Here is a 13,949-nt window from a genome sequence, read left to right on the forward strand (position 1 = left end):
CGCCGCGTCGTCTGTGCGCAAGGTTTTTCGAGGTGTGATGCGCGGCGGCGCGTGAGCGGCCGCCGGTTCTTCAATCCAATCGATGCCGGCTCGAATGCCGGCATTTTCCTTCGGGGCAGGTGCTTCAGATGGCTGTCAATTTTCCCTCGATCGATCCCGCGCAATTGCATCCCGTCTCCGGCGTGACGCTCGGCTGGGCGGAGGCGAACATTCGCAAGCCGAACCGCAAGGACGTGCTCGTCGTTTCCGTCGACGAAGGCGCGGCCGTGTCGGGCGTGTTCACCGAGAACCGCTTCTGCGCGGCGCCCGTGACGGTCTGCCGCGAGCATCTGGCGAAGGTGCGCGCGGGCGGCGCGGGCATTCGCGCGCTCGTCGTCAACACGGGCAACGCGAACGCGGGCACGGGCGAGCCGGGCCTCGCGCATGCCCGCGAGACCTGCACGGAGCTCGCGCGCCTCGCGGGCATCGCGCCCGAGCAGGTGCTGCCGTTCTCGACGGGCGTGATCCTCGAGCCGCTGCCGATCGAGCGCCTGAAGGCCGGCTTGCCCGCCGCGCTCGCGAGCCGCGCGGCGGCGAACTGGTACGACGCCGCGCAGGCGATCATGACGACCGACACGCTGCCAAAGGCGGCGTCGCGCCAGGTGACGATCGACGGCCACACGATCACGCTGACGGGCATCAGCAAGGGCGCAGGGATGATCAAGCCGAACATGGCGACGATGCTCGGCTTCCTCGCGTTCGACGCGAAGGTCGCGCAGCCGGTGCTCGACGCGCTCGTGAAGGAAGTGGCCGATTGCTCGTTCAACTGCATCACGATCGACGGCGACACGTCGACGAATGACTCGTTCATCCTGATCGCGTCGGGCAAGGCGGGCCTGCCCGAGATCGCGTCGACCGATTCGCCCGCGTACGCGGCGCTGCGCGACGCGGTGACCGCCGTTGCGCAGACGCTCGCGCAGCTCATCGTGCGTGACGGCGAAGGCGCGACGAAGTTCATGACGGTGACGGTCGAGGGCGGCAAGAGCGTGGCCGAGTGCCGCCAGATCGCGTACGCGATCGGCCACTCGCCGCTCGTGAAGACGGCGTTCTACGCGTCGGACCCGAACCTCGGCCGGATTCTCGCGGCGATCGGCTACGCGGGCGTCGCGGATCTCGACGTCGGCAAGATCGATCTCTATCTCGACGACGTGCTCGTCGCGAAGGCGGGCGGCCGCAATTCCGCGTATCTGGAAGAGGACGGCCAGCGCGTGATGAAGCAGAGCGAGATCGCGATCCGCGTGCTGCTCGGCCGCGGCGACGCGCAGGCGACGATCTGGACTTGCGATTTGTCGCACGAATACGTGAGCATCAACGCCGACTATCGTTCGTAAGCCACACGGGGGCGCGACATCATGGACCCACTCGAGCAGTTTCTCAACCGCGCCGAGGCGTTGCTTGAGCGCCTCGAAGCGATTCTTCCGCCGGCGGCTGCCGCCGTCGACTGGACGGCAGCGCTCGCTTTCCGTTGGCGCAAGCGCCAGGGGCGCGGCTATCTGCAGCCCGTCGTCGCGCGTTCGACGATCTCGCTCGACGATCTGCAGAACATCGAGCGCCAAAAGGCGCTGATCGAGCAGAACACGCGCCAGTTCGTGATCGGAAAGCCCGCGAATAACGTGCTGCTGACGGGCGCGCGCGGCACCGGCAAGTCGTCGCTGATCAAGGCGTGCCTGAACGCGTACGCGGCGGACGGGCTGCGGCTCATCGAAGTCGACAAGGAAGATCTGCACGATCTGGGCGACATCGTCGAGCTGATCGCCGCGCGTCCCGAGCGCTTCATCGTGTTCTGCGACGATCTGTCGTTCGAGGAGGGCGAATCGGGTTACAAGGCGCTCAAGGTCGCGCTCGACGGATCGGTCGCCGCGCAGTCCGACAACGTGCTGATCTACGCGACGTCGAACCGCCGCCATCTGCTGCCCGAGTACATGAGCGACAACGAGACGTACAAGCATCTGCCGGACGGCGAGATCCATCCGGGCGAGGTCGTCGAGGAGAAGATCTCGCTGTCGGAGCGTTTCGGCCTTTGGGTCAGTTTCTATCCGTTCAAGCAGGACGACTATCTGACGATCGTCGGCCATTGGCTCAAGCATTTCGGCTGCGACGACGCCGAGATTGAGGCGGCGCGCGGCGACGCGCTCGTCTGGGCGCTCGAGCGCGGCTCGCGCTCCGGCCGGGTCGCATGGCAGTTCGCGCGCGATCGCGCGGGCCGCAAGGAGAAAGTATGAGTAGCGAAGTGACGAACGACGCGGCGCCTGCGGGCGTCGGCCGCAAGGTGACCGAAGTCGCGGTCGGCGTGCTGGTGCAGCCTGACGGCCGCTACCTGCTCGCGCAGCGGCTGCCCGGCAAGCCTTACGAGGGCTATTGGGAGTTTCCGGGCGGCAAGCTCGAGGCTGGCGAGAGTGTCGAAGAGGCGCTTGCGCGCGAGCTGCACGAGGAGCTCGGCATCGCCGTGACCGAGTGTCATCGCTGGCATACGCTCGAGCACGACTATCCGCACGCGTACGTTCGCCTGCACTTCTGCAAGGTCACGGGGTGGACGGGCGAGCCGCACAGCCGCGAAGGGCAGGCGTTCGTCTGGCAGCATCTGCCCGTCGACGTCGAGCCGCTGTTGCCCGCCGCGCTGCCCGTGCTCGAACTGCTCGCGCGCGAGCACGGCGAGACGCCGCAATAAACGTGCGCGGAACCTCGGTTCCGCAGCTTTCCTATTACCCTATTTAGTCGGCCGGACTTTTTCAGGGCGGCGATTCGCGGCACGAGCCGCGTCGGGGCCGCTTGGCGCGGCGGACGGTCAGTTGCGGCCGCCGTCTTCCCGATGGCCCGCGTCGTCGTCGGACGGCGCTTCGTCATCGGTTCCGCCGATTCGATACTTCTCGGCTGCCCAGGCGCCGAGATCGAGCTGCTTGCAGCGGGCGGAACAGAACGGGCGAAAGCGGTTTTCGGGCGTCCAGCGCACTTCCTTGCCGCAGGACGGGCATTTCACGACGGTAGCCATACGGATGATCGATGCGGCGCGAGGCCGCAGTTACAGGTTGCAGAGCGTGAGCTGGAACGGCACGTCGATGTCGACCGCGCGCGGCCGGACATCGCCGTCCTGCGCGGTGAAGCGCACCCATAGCATGTATTTGTTCGCGCTCGCCTCGGGAATCACGCGCAGCTCGGGAGAGACGCGCACCTGCATCAGCTGGTAGGTGCGTCCGGACAGCATCTGCTGATAGCTGCCCTGCATCGCCATCACCTTCGACGCCTGCCCGGATTCGCGCGCGAGGCGCAGCACGATCATCGCGGCGTCGCGCAGCGGCAGGAGCGGCATCGCCCACTTGGCGATGTCCTGGCGGCGCTGCTCGGCGGGCCACTGCTGCCACGCGTAGTACGAAGGGAGATCGAACTTGCAGGTGCCGCCGGGGATGACCGCGCGGCTGCGGATGCTGGCGAGCCATTCGTTGTCGATCAGATGCTGGCCGGTCTTGCCCTGCATCTGCGCGAGGTTCGCAAGCGTCTGCTCGATTTCGCCGAGCACGGCTTCCAGCGCGTTCTGCTCGATGCCTGGATTGCCGCGAAACGGCGCGAGCGTCTGCCGCTGGCGTTCGAGCTCCTTCATCAGATCCGATTTCAGATCTGCGCGGCCCGCGACTTCGGAGATTTCGAACAGCGTCGTCAGCGCGACATGATGCTCTCTCGCGTCCTCTTGAGCCACGAAGAACGTGAAGCGTTCGAACAAATCTTCGAGACGCAACAGCGTGCGGATTCGCTCGTTGAACGGATACTCGTAAAGAATCAAGCGCGCTCGCCTCTCGCGGTGGGTGACCAAAATTGCAGGGACATTCTAATGCCCACTGTCTACCCTCGCAATCGCGCCATTTTTCGGGGCGTATGGCGCACGCGGCGATTTCATGCAGCGGACGCAACATATGCACCGCAAGTTCGTCACTTCTGCGCGCCGGCCGCGTGTGCGAGATAGCGTTGGTGCAGTGCGGCGACCTCGGCTGCGAGCTCGTCGTGCGACGCGCCGTCGTTGACGATCACGTCGTCGGCGGCGGCGAGACGTGCGTCGCGCGGCGCCTGGCGCGCGACGATCGCCTCCACCTGCTCGCGGCTGAAGCCGTTGCGGCGGATCACGCGCGCGATTTGCGTCTCGACGTTGCAATCGACGACGAGCACGCGGTCGACGCGTGCCTTCCACGCGCCCGATTCGACGAGCAGCGGCACGACGAAAACGACGTACGCGCCTTGCGCGGCGCTCGCTTCGCGCTCGGTTTCTTCGCGGATCAGCGGATGAGTGATCGCCTCGAGCCGCTTGCGCGCGGATTCGTCGCTGAAGATCAGCTCGCGCATCTTCGTGCGATCGAGCGAGCCGTCGGCCGCGACGAACGCGGCGCCGAACTCGCGGGCGATGAGCGGCATCGCGAGGCCGCGCGGCGCGGTGATGCGGTGCGCGATCAGATCGGTGTCGACGATCGATGCGCCGAGCTCGCCGAACAGATTCGCGACGGTTGTCTTCCCGCTGCCGATTCCGCCCGTCAATCCCACCGAGAACATAGGTCAGCCTCCGAGCAGCAGATAGAACGGCGTGCCGAAAAAGAGGGTCGCCGCACCGCCCGCCGCTAGGAATGGACCGAACGGCAGCGGTTCCTCGAAGCGCATGCGGCCGCGCCAGGTCGCGACGAGGCCGACGGCGGCGCCCGCGACCGCGGCGATCAGCACGATTTGGGGCAGCGCTTCCCAGCCGAGCCATGCGCCGAGCGCGGCGAGGAGTTTCAGGTCGCCGTAACCGATCCCTTCGATGCCGCGCAGCAACTTGAAGAGCCACAGGATGCACCAGAGAAACAGATAGCCGGCGATCGCGCCGATCACCGCGGTGCGCAGGCTCGCGAACGTCTCCCACAGATTGACGCAAAGCCCGGCCCACAGCAGCGGCAGCGTCAGCGAATCGGGCAGAAAGCCGGTCTGCATGTCGATCGCGCTCATTGCGAGAAGCGCCGCGCACAGGCCGAACGCGGCGAGCGCAGCGACGCTCGGGCCGAAGAGCAAGAGCGAACCGGCGGCGAGCGCGCCGCTCGCGAGCTCGACGAGCGGATAGCGCGCGCCGATCGGCGCATGGCAGCGGCCGCAGCGGCCGCGCAATGCGATGTAGCTCAGGACCGGCACGTTTTCCCATGCGCGCAGCACGTGGCCGCAGTGCGGGCATGCGCTGCGCGGCGCCCAGAGGTTGTAGCGCGCCGGCAGGCCGTCGTCGGCGTGCGGCTCGCCCGTCGCTTCGGCGATCTCCGCGAGCCACGCGCGCTTCATCATGATCGGCAGCCGATGAACGACGACGTTGATGAAGCTGCCGACGACGAGGCCGAGCACGATCGCGAACGCAAGCTGCATGCCCGTGGGGAGCGCCGCGAACGCGGCGAGCGGCCCGGCGGCCGCGTGCGCGGCCGGATCGGGAAGGAACGGATTGGGCGTCATCGGGGCGGTTGGCATTGCAAATGGAGTCGGATTCGGCTGCGATGCTACACCACGTTGCCGAGCTGGACGATCGGCAAGTACATCGCGACCACGAGTGCGCCGATCAGCGCGCCGAGCACGACGATCACGACGGGTTCGCACATGTTCGCAAGCACGCCGATCTGTTCGTCGATGCGGCGATCGCAGAGCGCCGCGACGTCGATGAGCATCGTATCCAGCGTGCCCGATTCCTCGGCGACGGCGATCGGCTGGACGATGTCGTCCGGGAAGCACCTTTCGGCGCGCATTGCGCGGGCGAGCCGTTCGCCGTGCTGCAAGCGCGCGGCGATGCCGGCTGTCGCGAGATCGAAGCGTGCATTGCCGGTTGCGTTCGACAACGCGGCGAAAGCGTCGGTGAGGGGCGTGCCGGCGGCGAGCAGCGTGCCGAGCGCGCGGCTCCACCGGGCTGCGGCGAGCGTGCGCATGAGCGGTCCGGCGAACGGCGCGCGCAGCAGCGCCTGCGCGAGTGCAAGGCGCGCGGCCGCGGAACGGCGAGCTGCGTGGCGCAAGGCGAGGCCGGCGAGCAGTGCGAACGCGGCGACGGGCGCGCTCCAGCGTGTCACGCCAGCCGACAGCGCCAGAATGAAGCGGGTCGGCGCCGGCAGTGCGGCGCCGAAGCCCGAGAAGATCTGCTCGAACGTCGGCACGACCCAGATCAGCAGCGCTGCGGTGATCGCAAGCGCGAACAGCAGCACGGCGACGGGATAAGCGAGCGCGCCCCGGACTCGCGCATATTGCGCGGCCGCGCGCTCGCGATCGTCGGCGAGTCGTGCAAGGACGGCCGCGAGCGCCCCCGCCGTCTCGCCGACCGCGACCAGTTGGCAGAAGAGGGGATCGAACTGGCGCGGGTAGCGGCGCAGCGCGGCGGAGAACTGTCGTCCCGCAACGATCTCGCGCGCAAGGCCAGCCGCGATGCGTGGCATTTCGCTTCGCTGCATCGCTTGCGCGAGCAAGTCGAGCGACGGCGCGAGTGCGAGCCCCGCGCGCAGGAGGTCGGCGAGCTGCCGCGCGAAACGCGTGACTTCGCTCGCCCGCACGGCGGGCTGCGGCGCCGTGCCGCGCGCTTCGAGATGCAGCACCGTGACGCCCGTGCCTTTGAGCGCCGCACGGGCAGCGAACGGACTGACGGCGATCAGTGTGCCGCGCCGCCGCGCGCCGTCGGTCGTCACGCCCGCCCAGCGATATCGCGCCTCGATCGGTGGGGGCGGATTGCGCGTGCTCATGCCGCCTCCGTCGTGCCGAGCGCCTCGTCCAGGCTCGACGTGCCGTCGCGCACGCGGGCGAGCGCCGCGTCGCGCAGACTCGTCATGCCTTCGGTGCGCGCTTGCCGCGCGAGCTCGGCGCTGCTCGCGCGCGCGACGATCAGGTCGCGTTGCGCGTCGGACAGCGGCATGACTTGATGAACGCCGATGCGCCCCCGATAACCGATGCCATGGCACGCGGCGCAGCCCGCCGCCTCATAGGGACGCCAGCCGGCGTGGAGCGTAGCGGCGTCGAGGCCCGCCGCACGCAGAGCGTCGAGCGGCGCGCCGGACGGCGTACGGCACGCAGGACAGAGTCGCCGCACAAGCCGCTGCGCGGTCACGAGCCGCAGCGCGGCGGCGAGGTTGTACGGCGCGACGCCGATGTCGAGCAGTCGGGCCACCGCCGCGGGCGCGTCGTTCGTATGCAGCGTGGACAACACGAGATGCCCCGTCTGCGCGGCTTTCAGCGCGACGTCGGCGGTTTCCGCATCGCGTATCTCGCCAACCATGATGACGTCCGGGTCCTGGCGCAGGAACGCACGCAGCGCGACCGCGAAGGTCAAGCCCGCTTTCTCGCGCACGCCGACCTGATTGATTCCGTCGAGCTCGATTTCGGCCGGATCTTCGACCGTGCAGACGTTGCGCGACACGTCGTTCAGCATTTGCAGGAAGCAGTAGAGCGACAGCGTCTTGCCGCTGCCCGTCGGTCCCGTGACGAGGACGAGGCCGTGCGGCGCGCCGATCGCCGCCTCGACGCTGCGTGCCTGAGCGGCGTCGAAGCCGAGCTTGGCGAGCGACAGATTGTCGGGCAGCGTTTCGAGGCGCCGCAGCACGAGCTTTTCGCCATGCAGCGTCGGCAGCGAGCTGACCCGGTAGTCGCCCGCTCGCCCCGGCGCGAGCGTGAGCCGCAGGCGGCCGTCCTGCGGCACGCGGCGCTCGGCGATGTCCATTCGCGCGAGCACCTTGATGCGCGTCACGCATGCGTCGCGCAGATGGGCGGGCGGGCGCGCGAACTCGTGCAGCACGCCGTCGATGCGCAGGCGCACGCGCCAGCCGGATTCGCCCGGCTCGACGTGAATGTCGGACGCATCGCGTTCGTGCGCCGCGCGCAGCATGTCGGCGACGACACCTACCGCGGGCGCGTCGTCGGCGAGCTCGGCGGTGCGAGCCCGAGGCGGGGCGGACGCCGCGGGTGGGAGCGCCGCCGCGGGCCACGCGGAAGAAAAGGAAGGGTTGGGGGGCGTTGCGGACATCGGATTCGGCCTCGCGGCCGCCTGCTCGACACGATGGAGCGATCATCGCGCGTCGGGCAGGGCGGCCGCCAGTCGGCCGATCGGCCAACCGCGGCGCGCCGTCAGGCGTTCGACGCGCGCCCGCCGCGCTGCGTGCGCGGCTTGAACAGCTTGACCGTGCGCACGCCCTGGTCGTCGGTGCGCAGCACTTCGATCATCACGTCGTCGATCTTCAGACACACGTCGCCTTCGGGAATTTCCTCGAGCATTTCGAGGATCAGGCCATTGAGCGTCTTGGGGCCCGTGGTCGGCAGGCTCAGATGCAGCCAGCGGTTCAGCTCGCGCAGCGGCATGCTGCCCGCGACGATGCATTCGCCGTTCGCGTCCCAGCCGCTCTTCGAGTTTTCGCTTCGCGGCATCGTCGTCGTGAATTCGCCGATCAGCTCCTCGATGATGTCCTCCGGCGTGACGAGCCCCTGCAGCTCGCCGTATTCGTTGACGACGAGCGCCGTACGCTGCCGGCTCTCCTGGAAGAATTGCAACTGCTGGAACACGGGCGTGCCCGACGGCACGTAGTACGGTTCCGCGAGCAGCCCGCGCAGCGTTTCGCGATCGAAATCCTGATTGTGGAACGCGGCGAGCGTCTTGCGCACGTGCAGCACGCCGAGCACGCGGTCGATGTCGCCTTCGTAGACGACGAGCCGGTTGTGATAGCAGGTTTCGAGCTGATGCAGCACGTCGTCGAGCGGCGCGAGGATGTTGAGCGCCTCGATCTGGCGGCGCGGAATCATCACGTCGTCGACAGTGATGTTCTCGAGATCGAACAGGTTGAGCAGGATGCTGCGGTGCTTGGTCGGCATGAAGCTGCCCGACTCGAGCACGAGCGAGCGCAGCTCCTCGGTCGACAGCCGCTGGTCGCGGCCCGCTTTCGTGTTGATCCGCAGCGTGGCGAGGATCGATCCCGACAGCGTGTTGACGAACCACACGACAGGCATCATCACGCGCATCAGCGGCGCGATCACGACGCTCGCCGGCAGCGCGATCCGTTCGGGGAACGTTGCGCCGACGATCTTCGGCGTGATCTCCGCGAACACGATGATGAGGAACGCGACGATGCCGGTCGCAATCGACAGCACGAAGTTGTTGTGGCCGAACGTGTGCAGCGCGATCGACGTCGTCAGCACCGGGATGATCGTGTTGAACAGGTTGTTGCCGATCAGGATCACGCTCAGCAACTGATCGGTTCGCGCGAGGAGCCCCTGCGTCGTTTTCGCGCCGAGCGCGCCGCGGCTCGCGAGATGTTTGAGCCGATGGCGATTGAGCGCCATCATCGCGGTTTCAGAAATGGAGAAGAAGCTGGAGCAGAGAAGAAGCAGGAAGACGGCGCTGATTTGCGCCCATAAGGGAATTTGGTCCACGCGTCGGAGAGTCGGTGAATGACAGGAATGGAAAAGACTATAGCAGAGGGGCGCGATCGGATCGTGTACGGCGCCGCGCCGTAGGTGCCGCAGCGCGACGCTCGCCGTCGCGCAAAAAAAAACCGCGCATCGTGTGCGCGGTTTTTTGCAAATCTGGTCGGGGTGAGAGGATTCGAACCTCCGGCCTCTACGTCCCGAACGCCGTCCACCGGTACACGTGGTCGAAAGAGCTTACAGCGCGAATGTTTTTAAGAGACGGTTTCAAAAAGGGCCCCTGGGGCTGTTAACTTTCGCGGCGAGCTGTTAACCTCAGGCATCGGAACAACCGAGACCGAGGAGATGGCCAAGCCGATCATCGACGACGAATTGTGGACACTGATCGAACCGCTGCTGCCGCGACCCAAGCCGCGGCGCGAGAAGAACCCAGGGCGCCTGCCGGTTTCGAATCGCGCTGCGTTGACTGGCATCCTGTTTGTCCTCAAGACCGGACTGTGCTGGCGCGACCTGCCTGCCGAGATGGGTTGCGGCTCGGGCGTGACATGTTGGCGACGGTTACGCGACTGGCAGGCCGCCGGCGTATGGGATCGCTTGCACGAGCTGCTTCTTGCGAAGCTGCGAGCAGCAGACCAGATCGACTTCTCTCGAGCTGCGATCGATTCATCCTCGATCCGTGCCGTTGGGGCGGGCCAAAAACTGGGCCAAACCCTACCGATCGTGCGCGACCCGGTTCCAAGCACCACATCGTCACCGACGCCAACGGCACCCCGCTCGCCGCGATCCTGACCGGCGCGAACGTCAACGACGTCACGCAGTTGCTGCCGCTGATCGACGCGATTCCGCCGATTCGTGGATTGCGTGGCCACCCATTGCAGAGACCGCGTGTGGTCTACGCCGATCGCGGTTACGACTCCGAGCGACATCGACGCGCGTTGCGCGATCGCGGTATCGAGCCCGTGATCGCCAAGCGCCGTACCGAACATGGCAGCGGCCTTGGCAAATATCGCTGGGTCGTCGAGCGCACGCATGCCTGGCTGCATCACTTCCGTCGCCTCCGTATTCGTTTCGAGCGCCGTGCTGACATTCACGGCGCGTTCCTCAAACTCGGTTGCTGCCTGATCTGCTGGAATACCCTCCGGCGCGCCCAGCAGCCTTTATGAAACCGTCTCTAAATCAATGGGTTAGCGCATCTTTCGCGCAACTGCGCGCAACGCTGCGCAGCGTCAATCGGAGCTCAAGTGGCGCAGAAATGGCGCAGAAATCGGGGCGTCCGGCGCAAAGAGGTGTCGACAAAAAAATGGTGGCAACAGGTATGTGACTCGGGGAATCGGTTTGGTTTGCCGGTCGCGTCGTGACGGATAAAACCGGTGGCCATACGGTGGATTACGTTTCTCACGAGCCACCATGTCGACGACCCCGTTCTCCCCCATCACGAAGGAGCAAGCTGCGCAGATTCTCGCGGTTTCCGTCCGCACGATTGACTACTATGTGCGCGATGGCCGCATGCCCGCCCCGATCCACCTTGGCCGGCGGGCCTACTGGCACCCGGACGTGTTCTTCGCCTGGTTGGATCAGGCGCTTAGGGAACCCGAAGGCAGCATGACCGAATGCGGACAGTCTGGCCCCATATCAGTTTCCCAGTCTGCGGACGGGCTCGCTGTGTCGGAAACCTTGCACCCTACCGCAAAAATGCGCCCCCTCGTACGGCAGGGCAAGGACAAAAAAATGTCCGTCAATCGGTCATCTCCCGCGACAGCAGTGCGAGCGCGGGACGCGGCGCTGCTGGCCCAACTCTCGGGTGACGCCTGTGGCGAATGAAGCGGTGGTCGGCTTATCAGCGTTTGACGAATGCGGACGAATGGGCCCTAACGTTGCCTCACCTTCAAGGTGCGGAACGGGCCGGTTCGCGCCCGCCCATCCGATCCGGGCCGTCGTTTACAGGATGGTCCGCTGGCAATTGTCCGCCAATCGATAGCTGCTGCGGCTTTGTGGTGTTATCCGGGCTACGGCCAATGCAAGCCAATGCGTGCGGCCGATGGCGCGGTGCAAGTGGCTAGCCGGGTGGCGCCGGGTTCCGCCCGTTCGGGAAATGGCGGGTACCGGATAGCTGCCATTGTCGGTGGAAGGTATTGGCGACCTGCCGGCAAGCCGTCCCCGACGCACTTGTCGATCCGGTCCCCAAGAGGCTGGGCTGGGTGCCATGCGGCAAAAGCGGGCAGCGTAGCATCGGTGCCCCGAAGGGTAAAATCGCAGCCTATCCGTTTCATACCCGCAGACAAGGTGATCCGTGGAATACCGCGTCAGTTACGAACACAGTCTCAAATCCGCACCTGACGAATACATTGTTCACGTTCCATCGCAGACCGTGGTTGATGTGCCTGCGTCGGTCCCGCGTGCCCTGCTGCCGGAGTACATCGCAAACCTGATCTGCGAGCGGTCGCCGAACATCGGGCGTATCCGGCATCTTCGTATCCTGTAACGGCCATGCCGGCTACTGTATTCCGGGCTCTCAGATGTATTCATCCATGAACGCATGAAAGGTAAGCGCCTCGCGAAGGCCGTCCGCAATCCGGCGCGCACGTGAGGCATGATTGGTTATCGAGCGCTCATGTTGGCCCGCTGGCAATCAGCCCGTGGAGGCAGGTGGGCAAGACTTCCCTGGCAGCTTTTTTGCCACGTTCCAGGGTAGTAATTCGTCGATGCGGTTAATGGGGTGATCAGCGATATGGGTCAGCACGTATTCGAGGTAAGCGCGCGGGTTGATCCCGTTCAGCTTGCACGTGCCGATCAGGCTGTACATCGCCGCGGCCCGTTTCCCCCCACTGTCGGAGCCGGCGAACAAGAAGTTCTTTCGACCCAGACTCACACAGCGCAACGCGTTTTCGGCCAGGGCGTTGCTGATCTCGGCACGGCCCTCTTCGCAGTACAGCACGAGGGCATCCCACTGATTAAGCGAGTAATGGATCGCTTTGGCCAATTCGGATTTCTTCGACAGCGTCGCGAGTTTGTCCGTCATCCACGTCTTGATGGCCGCGAGCAGCGGGATGCTTTTCTCCTGGCGCACGCGCAGCCGCTGCGCGGCGGGTTTGCCGCGGATGTCGGCCTCGATCGCGTAAAGTGCACCGATCAGCTCGAGCACCTCCCGGGTCGCCTCGGCAGGCGTTCGGGCATGCACGTCGTATATGTACCGTCTCGCGTGGTCCCAGCATGCCGCCTCGCGAATCTTGCCGCTCTCGTACAGTTCGTTGAAGCCGCTGTAGGCGTCGGCTTGCAAGATACCCTTGAATCCGTCCAGGTGGGTCTGGGGATGAATGCCTTTGCGGTCCGGCGAGTAAGCAAACCACACTGCGGCCGGTTCGGTCGAGCCCGAACGAGTGTCATCGCGCACATACACCCACAGGCGCCCCGTCTTCGTCTTCTTCTTGCCCGGCTCGAGTACCGGGATAGGCGTGTCATCCGCGTGCAGCTTCGACGGCGCCACCGTGTAGCGGCGCAGTGCCTCGGTCAGCGCATCGCAAAGGGCCTCGCACTGGCCGACCCAGCGGCCCATGCTGGCCGGGTCGAGCTTCACGCCGTCGCGCGCGGCTATCTGCGACTGGCGGTACAACGGGGCGTGGTCGGCGTACTTCGAGACGAGGATGTCGGCCAGCAGGCTCGGATGGGCGATGCTGCGCGTAATCGGCAGGCCGGGCATCGCCGGCTGCGAGAAGTGGTGGCCGCACGGGCAAACCGTCTTGCGCCGGATCGTACGAATCACCTTGAACACCGCCGCGACGCGGGCGAGCTGCTCGGACACGTCTTCTCCGAGCGGCTGCATTGCGCTGCCGCACTTCGGACACGTTGCGTCAGCCTCCAGTACACGTTCTTCGCGTGGCAGATGCGGCGGCAGCGCTTCTTTCGGCGATGCGTCGCTCACAGGCGTGCTTGCGCTTGATTGGCGGGCGCGCCGCACATCGGCGACGCCACGCTCGCCCGTCAGGTCCTCGAGCGCTGTTTCTAGCCGTGCAACCTCGCGGTCCAACTGCTCGGACTTGCGTCCGAATTGCATGCGCCTAAGCTTGTCGAGCTGAGCCTTGAGTTGCTCGATCTCCAGATCGCGCTCGGCAAGCTGAGCACGAGCCTCGAGCAGCAATGCTCGCAGCGTTTCAACATCGTCAGGAAGTTCGGCGCCGTTCGACATGCGGCGCAGTTTACGAGCCTTCTGCTCGGTTTACAACATCGACAGTGCAGCGGTGCGACGCGGTTGCCGCCAATCGATGCCTTCGAGCAACATGGACAATTGCGCTGCCGTCAGATGAACCTTGCCGCCATCGGCCTGCGGCCAGACGAAACGACCACGCTCAAGCCGTTTCGCAAGAAGCCAGAGCCCGTCCTCGGTTGCCCACATGAGCTTCACGAGATCGCCGCGCCGGCCCCGGAAGATGAACACGTTGCCGCTGAGCGCATTGTCCTCGAGCGCCGTGTGCACCTTCGCCGCCAGCCCTTGGAATCCGCAGCGCATGTCGGTGACGCCGGCCACCAGCCAGACTCGG

Annotated in this window: 15 protein-coding genes; 6 read left to right on the forward strand and 9 right to left on the reverse strand. The window is 66.0% G+C overall.

Going from position 1 to position 13,949, the window contains the following annotated elements:
- The first annotated feature begins 128 nt into the window (after window positions 1-128).
- From argJ to WT60_RS03365, 3 genes are read left to right on the forward strand one after another with little or no spacing between them, the layout of a single operon-like run.
- Entirely contained in the window at window positions 129-1,370 is a 1,242-nt protein-coding gene (gene argJ / locus WT60_RS03355; RefSeq protein ID WP_060356406.1) for a bifunctional glutamate N-acetyltransferase/amino-acid acetyltransferase ArgJ, read from the forward strand.
- 21 nt (window positions 1,371-1,391) lie between these two features.
- Complete coding sequence (locus tag WT60_RS03360) at window positions 1,392-2,261, forward strand: ATP-binding protein (RefSeq protein ID WP_059583256.1); 870 nt, start codon at window positions 1,392-1,394, stop codon at window positions 2,259-2,261.
- Entirely contained in the window at window positions 2,258-2,707 is a 450-nt protein-coding gene (locus WT60_RS03365; RefSeq protein ID WP_038754449.1) for an NUDIX domain-containing protein, read from the forward strand. The genes WT60_RS03360 and WT60_RS03365 overlap by 4 nt, the downstream gene beginning before the upstream one ends.
- 117 nt (window positions 2,708-2,824) lie before the next feature.
- Here the strand turns inward: WT60_RS03365 and WT60_RS03370 are convergent, their stop codons facing one another.
- The 7 genes from WT60_RS03370 to WT60_RS03400 all read right to left on the reverse strand — a co-directional run bounded on the left by WT60_RS03370 (window position 2,825) and on the right by WT60_RS03400 (window position 9,333).
- Window positions 2,825-3,028, reverse strand: a complete 204-nt coding sequence (locus WT60_RS03370; protein WP_038754446.1) for a DNA gyrase inhibitor YacG — start codon at window positions 3,026-3,028, stop codon at window positions 2,825-2,827.
- 30 nt (window positions 3,029-3,058) lie between these two features.
- On the reverse strand, window positions 3,059-3,814 hold the full coding sequence (gene zapD / locus WT60_RS03375; RefSeq protein ID WP_038754444.1) for a cell division protein ZapD: 756 nt from the start codon (window positions 3,812-3,814) through the stop codon (window positions 3,059-3,061).
- A 146-nt stretch (window positions 3,815-3,960) separates the two neighbouring features.
- Complete coding sequence (gene coaE, locus WT60_RS03380; RefSeq protein WP_060356405.1) at window positions 3,961-4,572, reverse strand: dephospho-CoA kinase; 612 nt, start codon at window positions 4,570-4,572, stop codon at window positions 3,961-3,963.
- Between the two features lie 3 nt (window positions 4,573-4,575).
- Window positions 4,576-5,487, reverse strand: a complete 912-nt coding sequence (locus WT60_RS03385) for an A24 family peptidase (RefSeq protein WP_059670748.1) — start codon at window positions 5,485-5,487, stop codon at window positions 4,576-4,578.
- 44 nt (window positions 5,488-5,531) lie between these two features.
- Window positions 5,532-6,749: a type II secretion system F family protein gene (locus WT60_RS03390; protein ID WP_038754435.1), complete on the reverse strand. Its 1,218-nt coding sequence runs from the start codon at window positions 6,747-6,749 to the stop codon at window positions 5,532-5,534.
- Window positions 6,746-8,023, reverse strand: a complete 1,278-nt coding sequence (locus WT60_RS03395) for an ATPase, T2SS/T4P/T4SS family (RefSeq protein ID WP_059670747.1) — start codon at window positions 8,021-8,023, stop codon at window positions 6,746-6,748. The genes WT60_RS03390 and WT60_RS03395 overlap by 4 nt, the downstream gene beginning before the upstream one ends.
- A 101-nt stretch (window positions 8,024-8,124) precedes the next feature.
- Window positions 8,125-9,333, reverse strand: coding sequence for an HlyC/CorC family transporter (locus WT60_RS03400; protein WP_231752040.1), 1,209 nt, complete (start codon window positions 9,331-9,333; stop codon window positions 8,125-8,127).
- Window positions 9,334-9,759: 426 nt separating this feature from the next.
- On the opposite strand from WT60_RS03400, the gene WT60_RS03405 reads away from it, so the two are divergent.
- The 3 genes from WT60_RS03405 to WT60_RS35035 all read left to right on the forward strand — a co-directional run bounded on the left by WT60_RS03405 (window position 9,760) and on the right by WT60_RS35035 (window position 11,896).
- Window positions 9,760-10,577, forward strand: a protein-coding gene (locus tag WT60_RS03405) for an IS5 family transposase (protein ID WP_100185232.1) whose coding sequence is annotated in 2 segments (ribosomal slippage) — window positions 9,760-10,108 and window positions 10,108-10,577 — 819 coding nt in all. Because the reading frame shifts where the segments join, the coding sequence is not laid out codon by codon here.
- Between the two features lie 244 nt (window positions 10,578-10,821).
- Entirely contained in the window at window positions 10,822-11,235 is a 414-nt protein-coding gene (locus WT60_RS03410; RefSeq protein WP_060356347.1) for a helix-turn-helix domain-containing protein, read from the forward strand.
- 469 nt (window positions 11,236-11,704) lie between these two features.
- On the forward strand, window positions 11,705-11,896 hold the full coding sequence (locus WT60_RS35035; protein ID WP_082759449.1) for a hypothetical protein: 192 nt from the start codon (window positions 11,705-11,707) through the stop codon (window positions 11,894-11,896).
- A 147-nt stretch (window positions 11,897-12,043) separates the two neighbouring features.
- On the opposite strand, the gene WT60_RS03420 is transcribed toward WT60_RS35035, so the two are convergent.
- Both WT60_RS03420 and tnpB read right to left on the reverse strand, forming a co-directional pair.
- Window positions 12,044-13,597 (reverse strand): IS66 family transposase, encoded by a 1,554-nt coding sequence (locus WT60_RS03420; protein WP_059584212.1) that lies wholly within the window; start codon window positions 13,595-13,597, stop codon window positions 12,044-12,046.
- Window positions 13,598-13,627: 30 nt separating this feature from the next.
- The gene (tnpB, locus tag WT60_RS03425) at window positions 13,628-13,936 is read right to left on the reverse strand and encodes an IS66 family insertion sequence element accessory protein TnpB (protein WP_348982041.1); all 309 of its coding nucleotides are present in this window, start codon (window positions 13,934-13,936) and stop codon (window positions 13,628-13,630) included.
- Window positions 13,937-13,949: the final 13 nt, after the last annotated feature.

This window comes from Burkholderia sp. MSMB617WGS (assembly GCF_001532025.2).
In the GTDB taxonomy this organism is placed as follows: Bacteria; Pseudomonadota; Gammaproteobacteria; order Burkholderiales; family Burkholderiaceae; genus Burkholderia; species Burkholderia savannae.

Bases quoted from the DNA above. Each gene is read 5' to 3' on its own strand.
- argJ (WP_060356406.1), top strand. From the start codon at position 129: ATGGCTGTCAATTTTCCCTCGATCGATCCCGCGCAATTGCATCCCGTC.
- WT60_RS03360 (WP_059583256.1), top strand. From the start codon at position 1,392: ATGGACCCACTCGAGCAGTTTCTCAACCGCGCCGAGGCGTTGCTTGAG.
- WT60_RS03365 (WP_038754449.1), top strand. From the start codon at position 2,258: ATGAGTAGCGAAGTGACGAACGACGCGGCGCCTGCGGGCGTCGGCCGC.
- WT60_RS03370 (WP_038754446.1), bottom strand. From the start codon at position 3,028: ATGGCTACCGTCGTGAAATGCCCGTCCTGCGGCAAGGAAGTGCGCTGG.
- coaE (WP_060356405.1), bottom strand. From the start codon at position 4,572: ATGTTCTCGGTGGGATTGACGGGCGGAATCGGCAGCGGGAAGACAACC.
- WT60_RS03385 (WP_059670748.1), bottom strand. From the start codon at position 5,487: ATGACGCCCAATCCGTTCCTTCCCGATCCGGCCGCGCACGCGGCCGCC.
- WT60_RS03390 (WP_038754435.1), bottom strand. From the start codon at position 6,749: ATGAGCACGCGCAATCCGCCCCCACCGATCGAGGCGCGATATCGCTGG.
- WT60_RS03395 (WP_059670747.1), bottom strand. From the start codon at position 8,023: ATGTCCGCAACGCCCCCCAACCCTTCCTTTTCTTCCGCGTGGCCCGCG.
- WT60_RS03400 (WP_231752040.1), bottom strand. From the start codon at position 9,333: ATGATGGCGCTCAATCGCCATCGGCTCAAACATCTCGCGAGCCGCGGC.
- WT60_RS03410 (WP_060356347.1), top strand. From the start codon at position 10,822: ATGTCGACGACCCCGTTCTCCCCCATCACGAAGGAGCAAGCTGCGCAG.
- WT60_RS03420 (WP_059584212.1), bottom strand. From the start codon at position 13,597: ATGTCGAACGGCGCCGAACTTCCTGACGATGTTGAAACGCTGCGAGCA.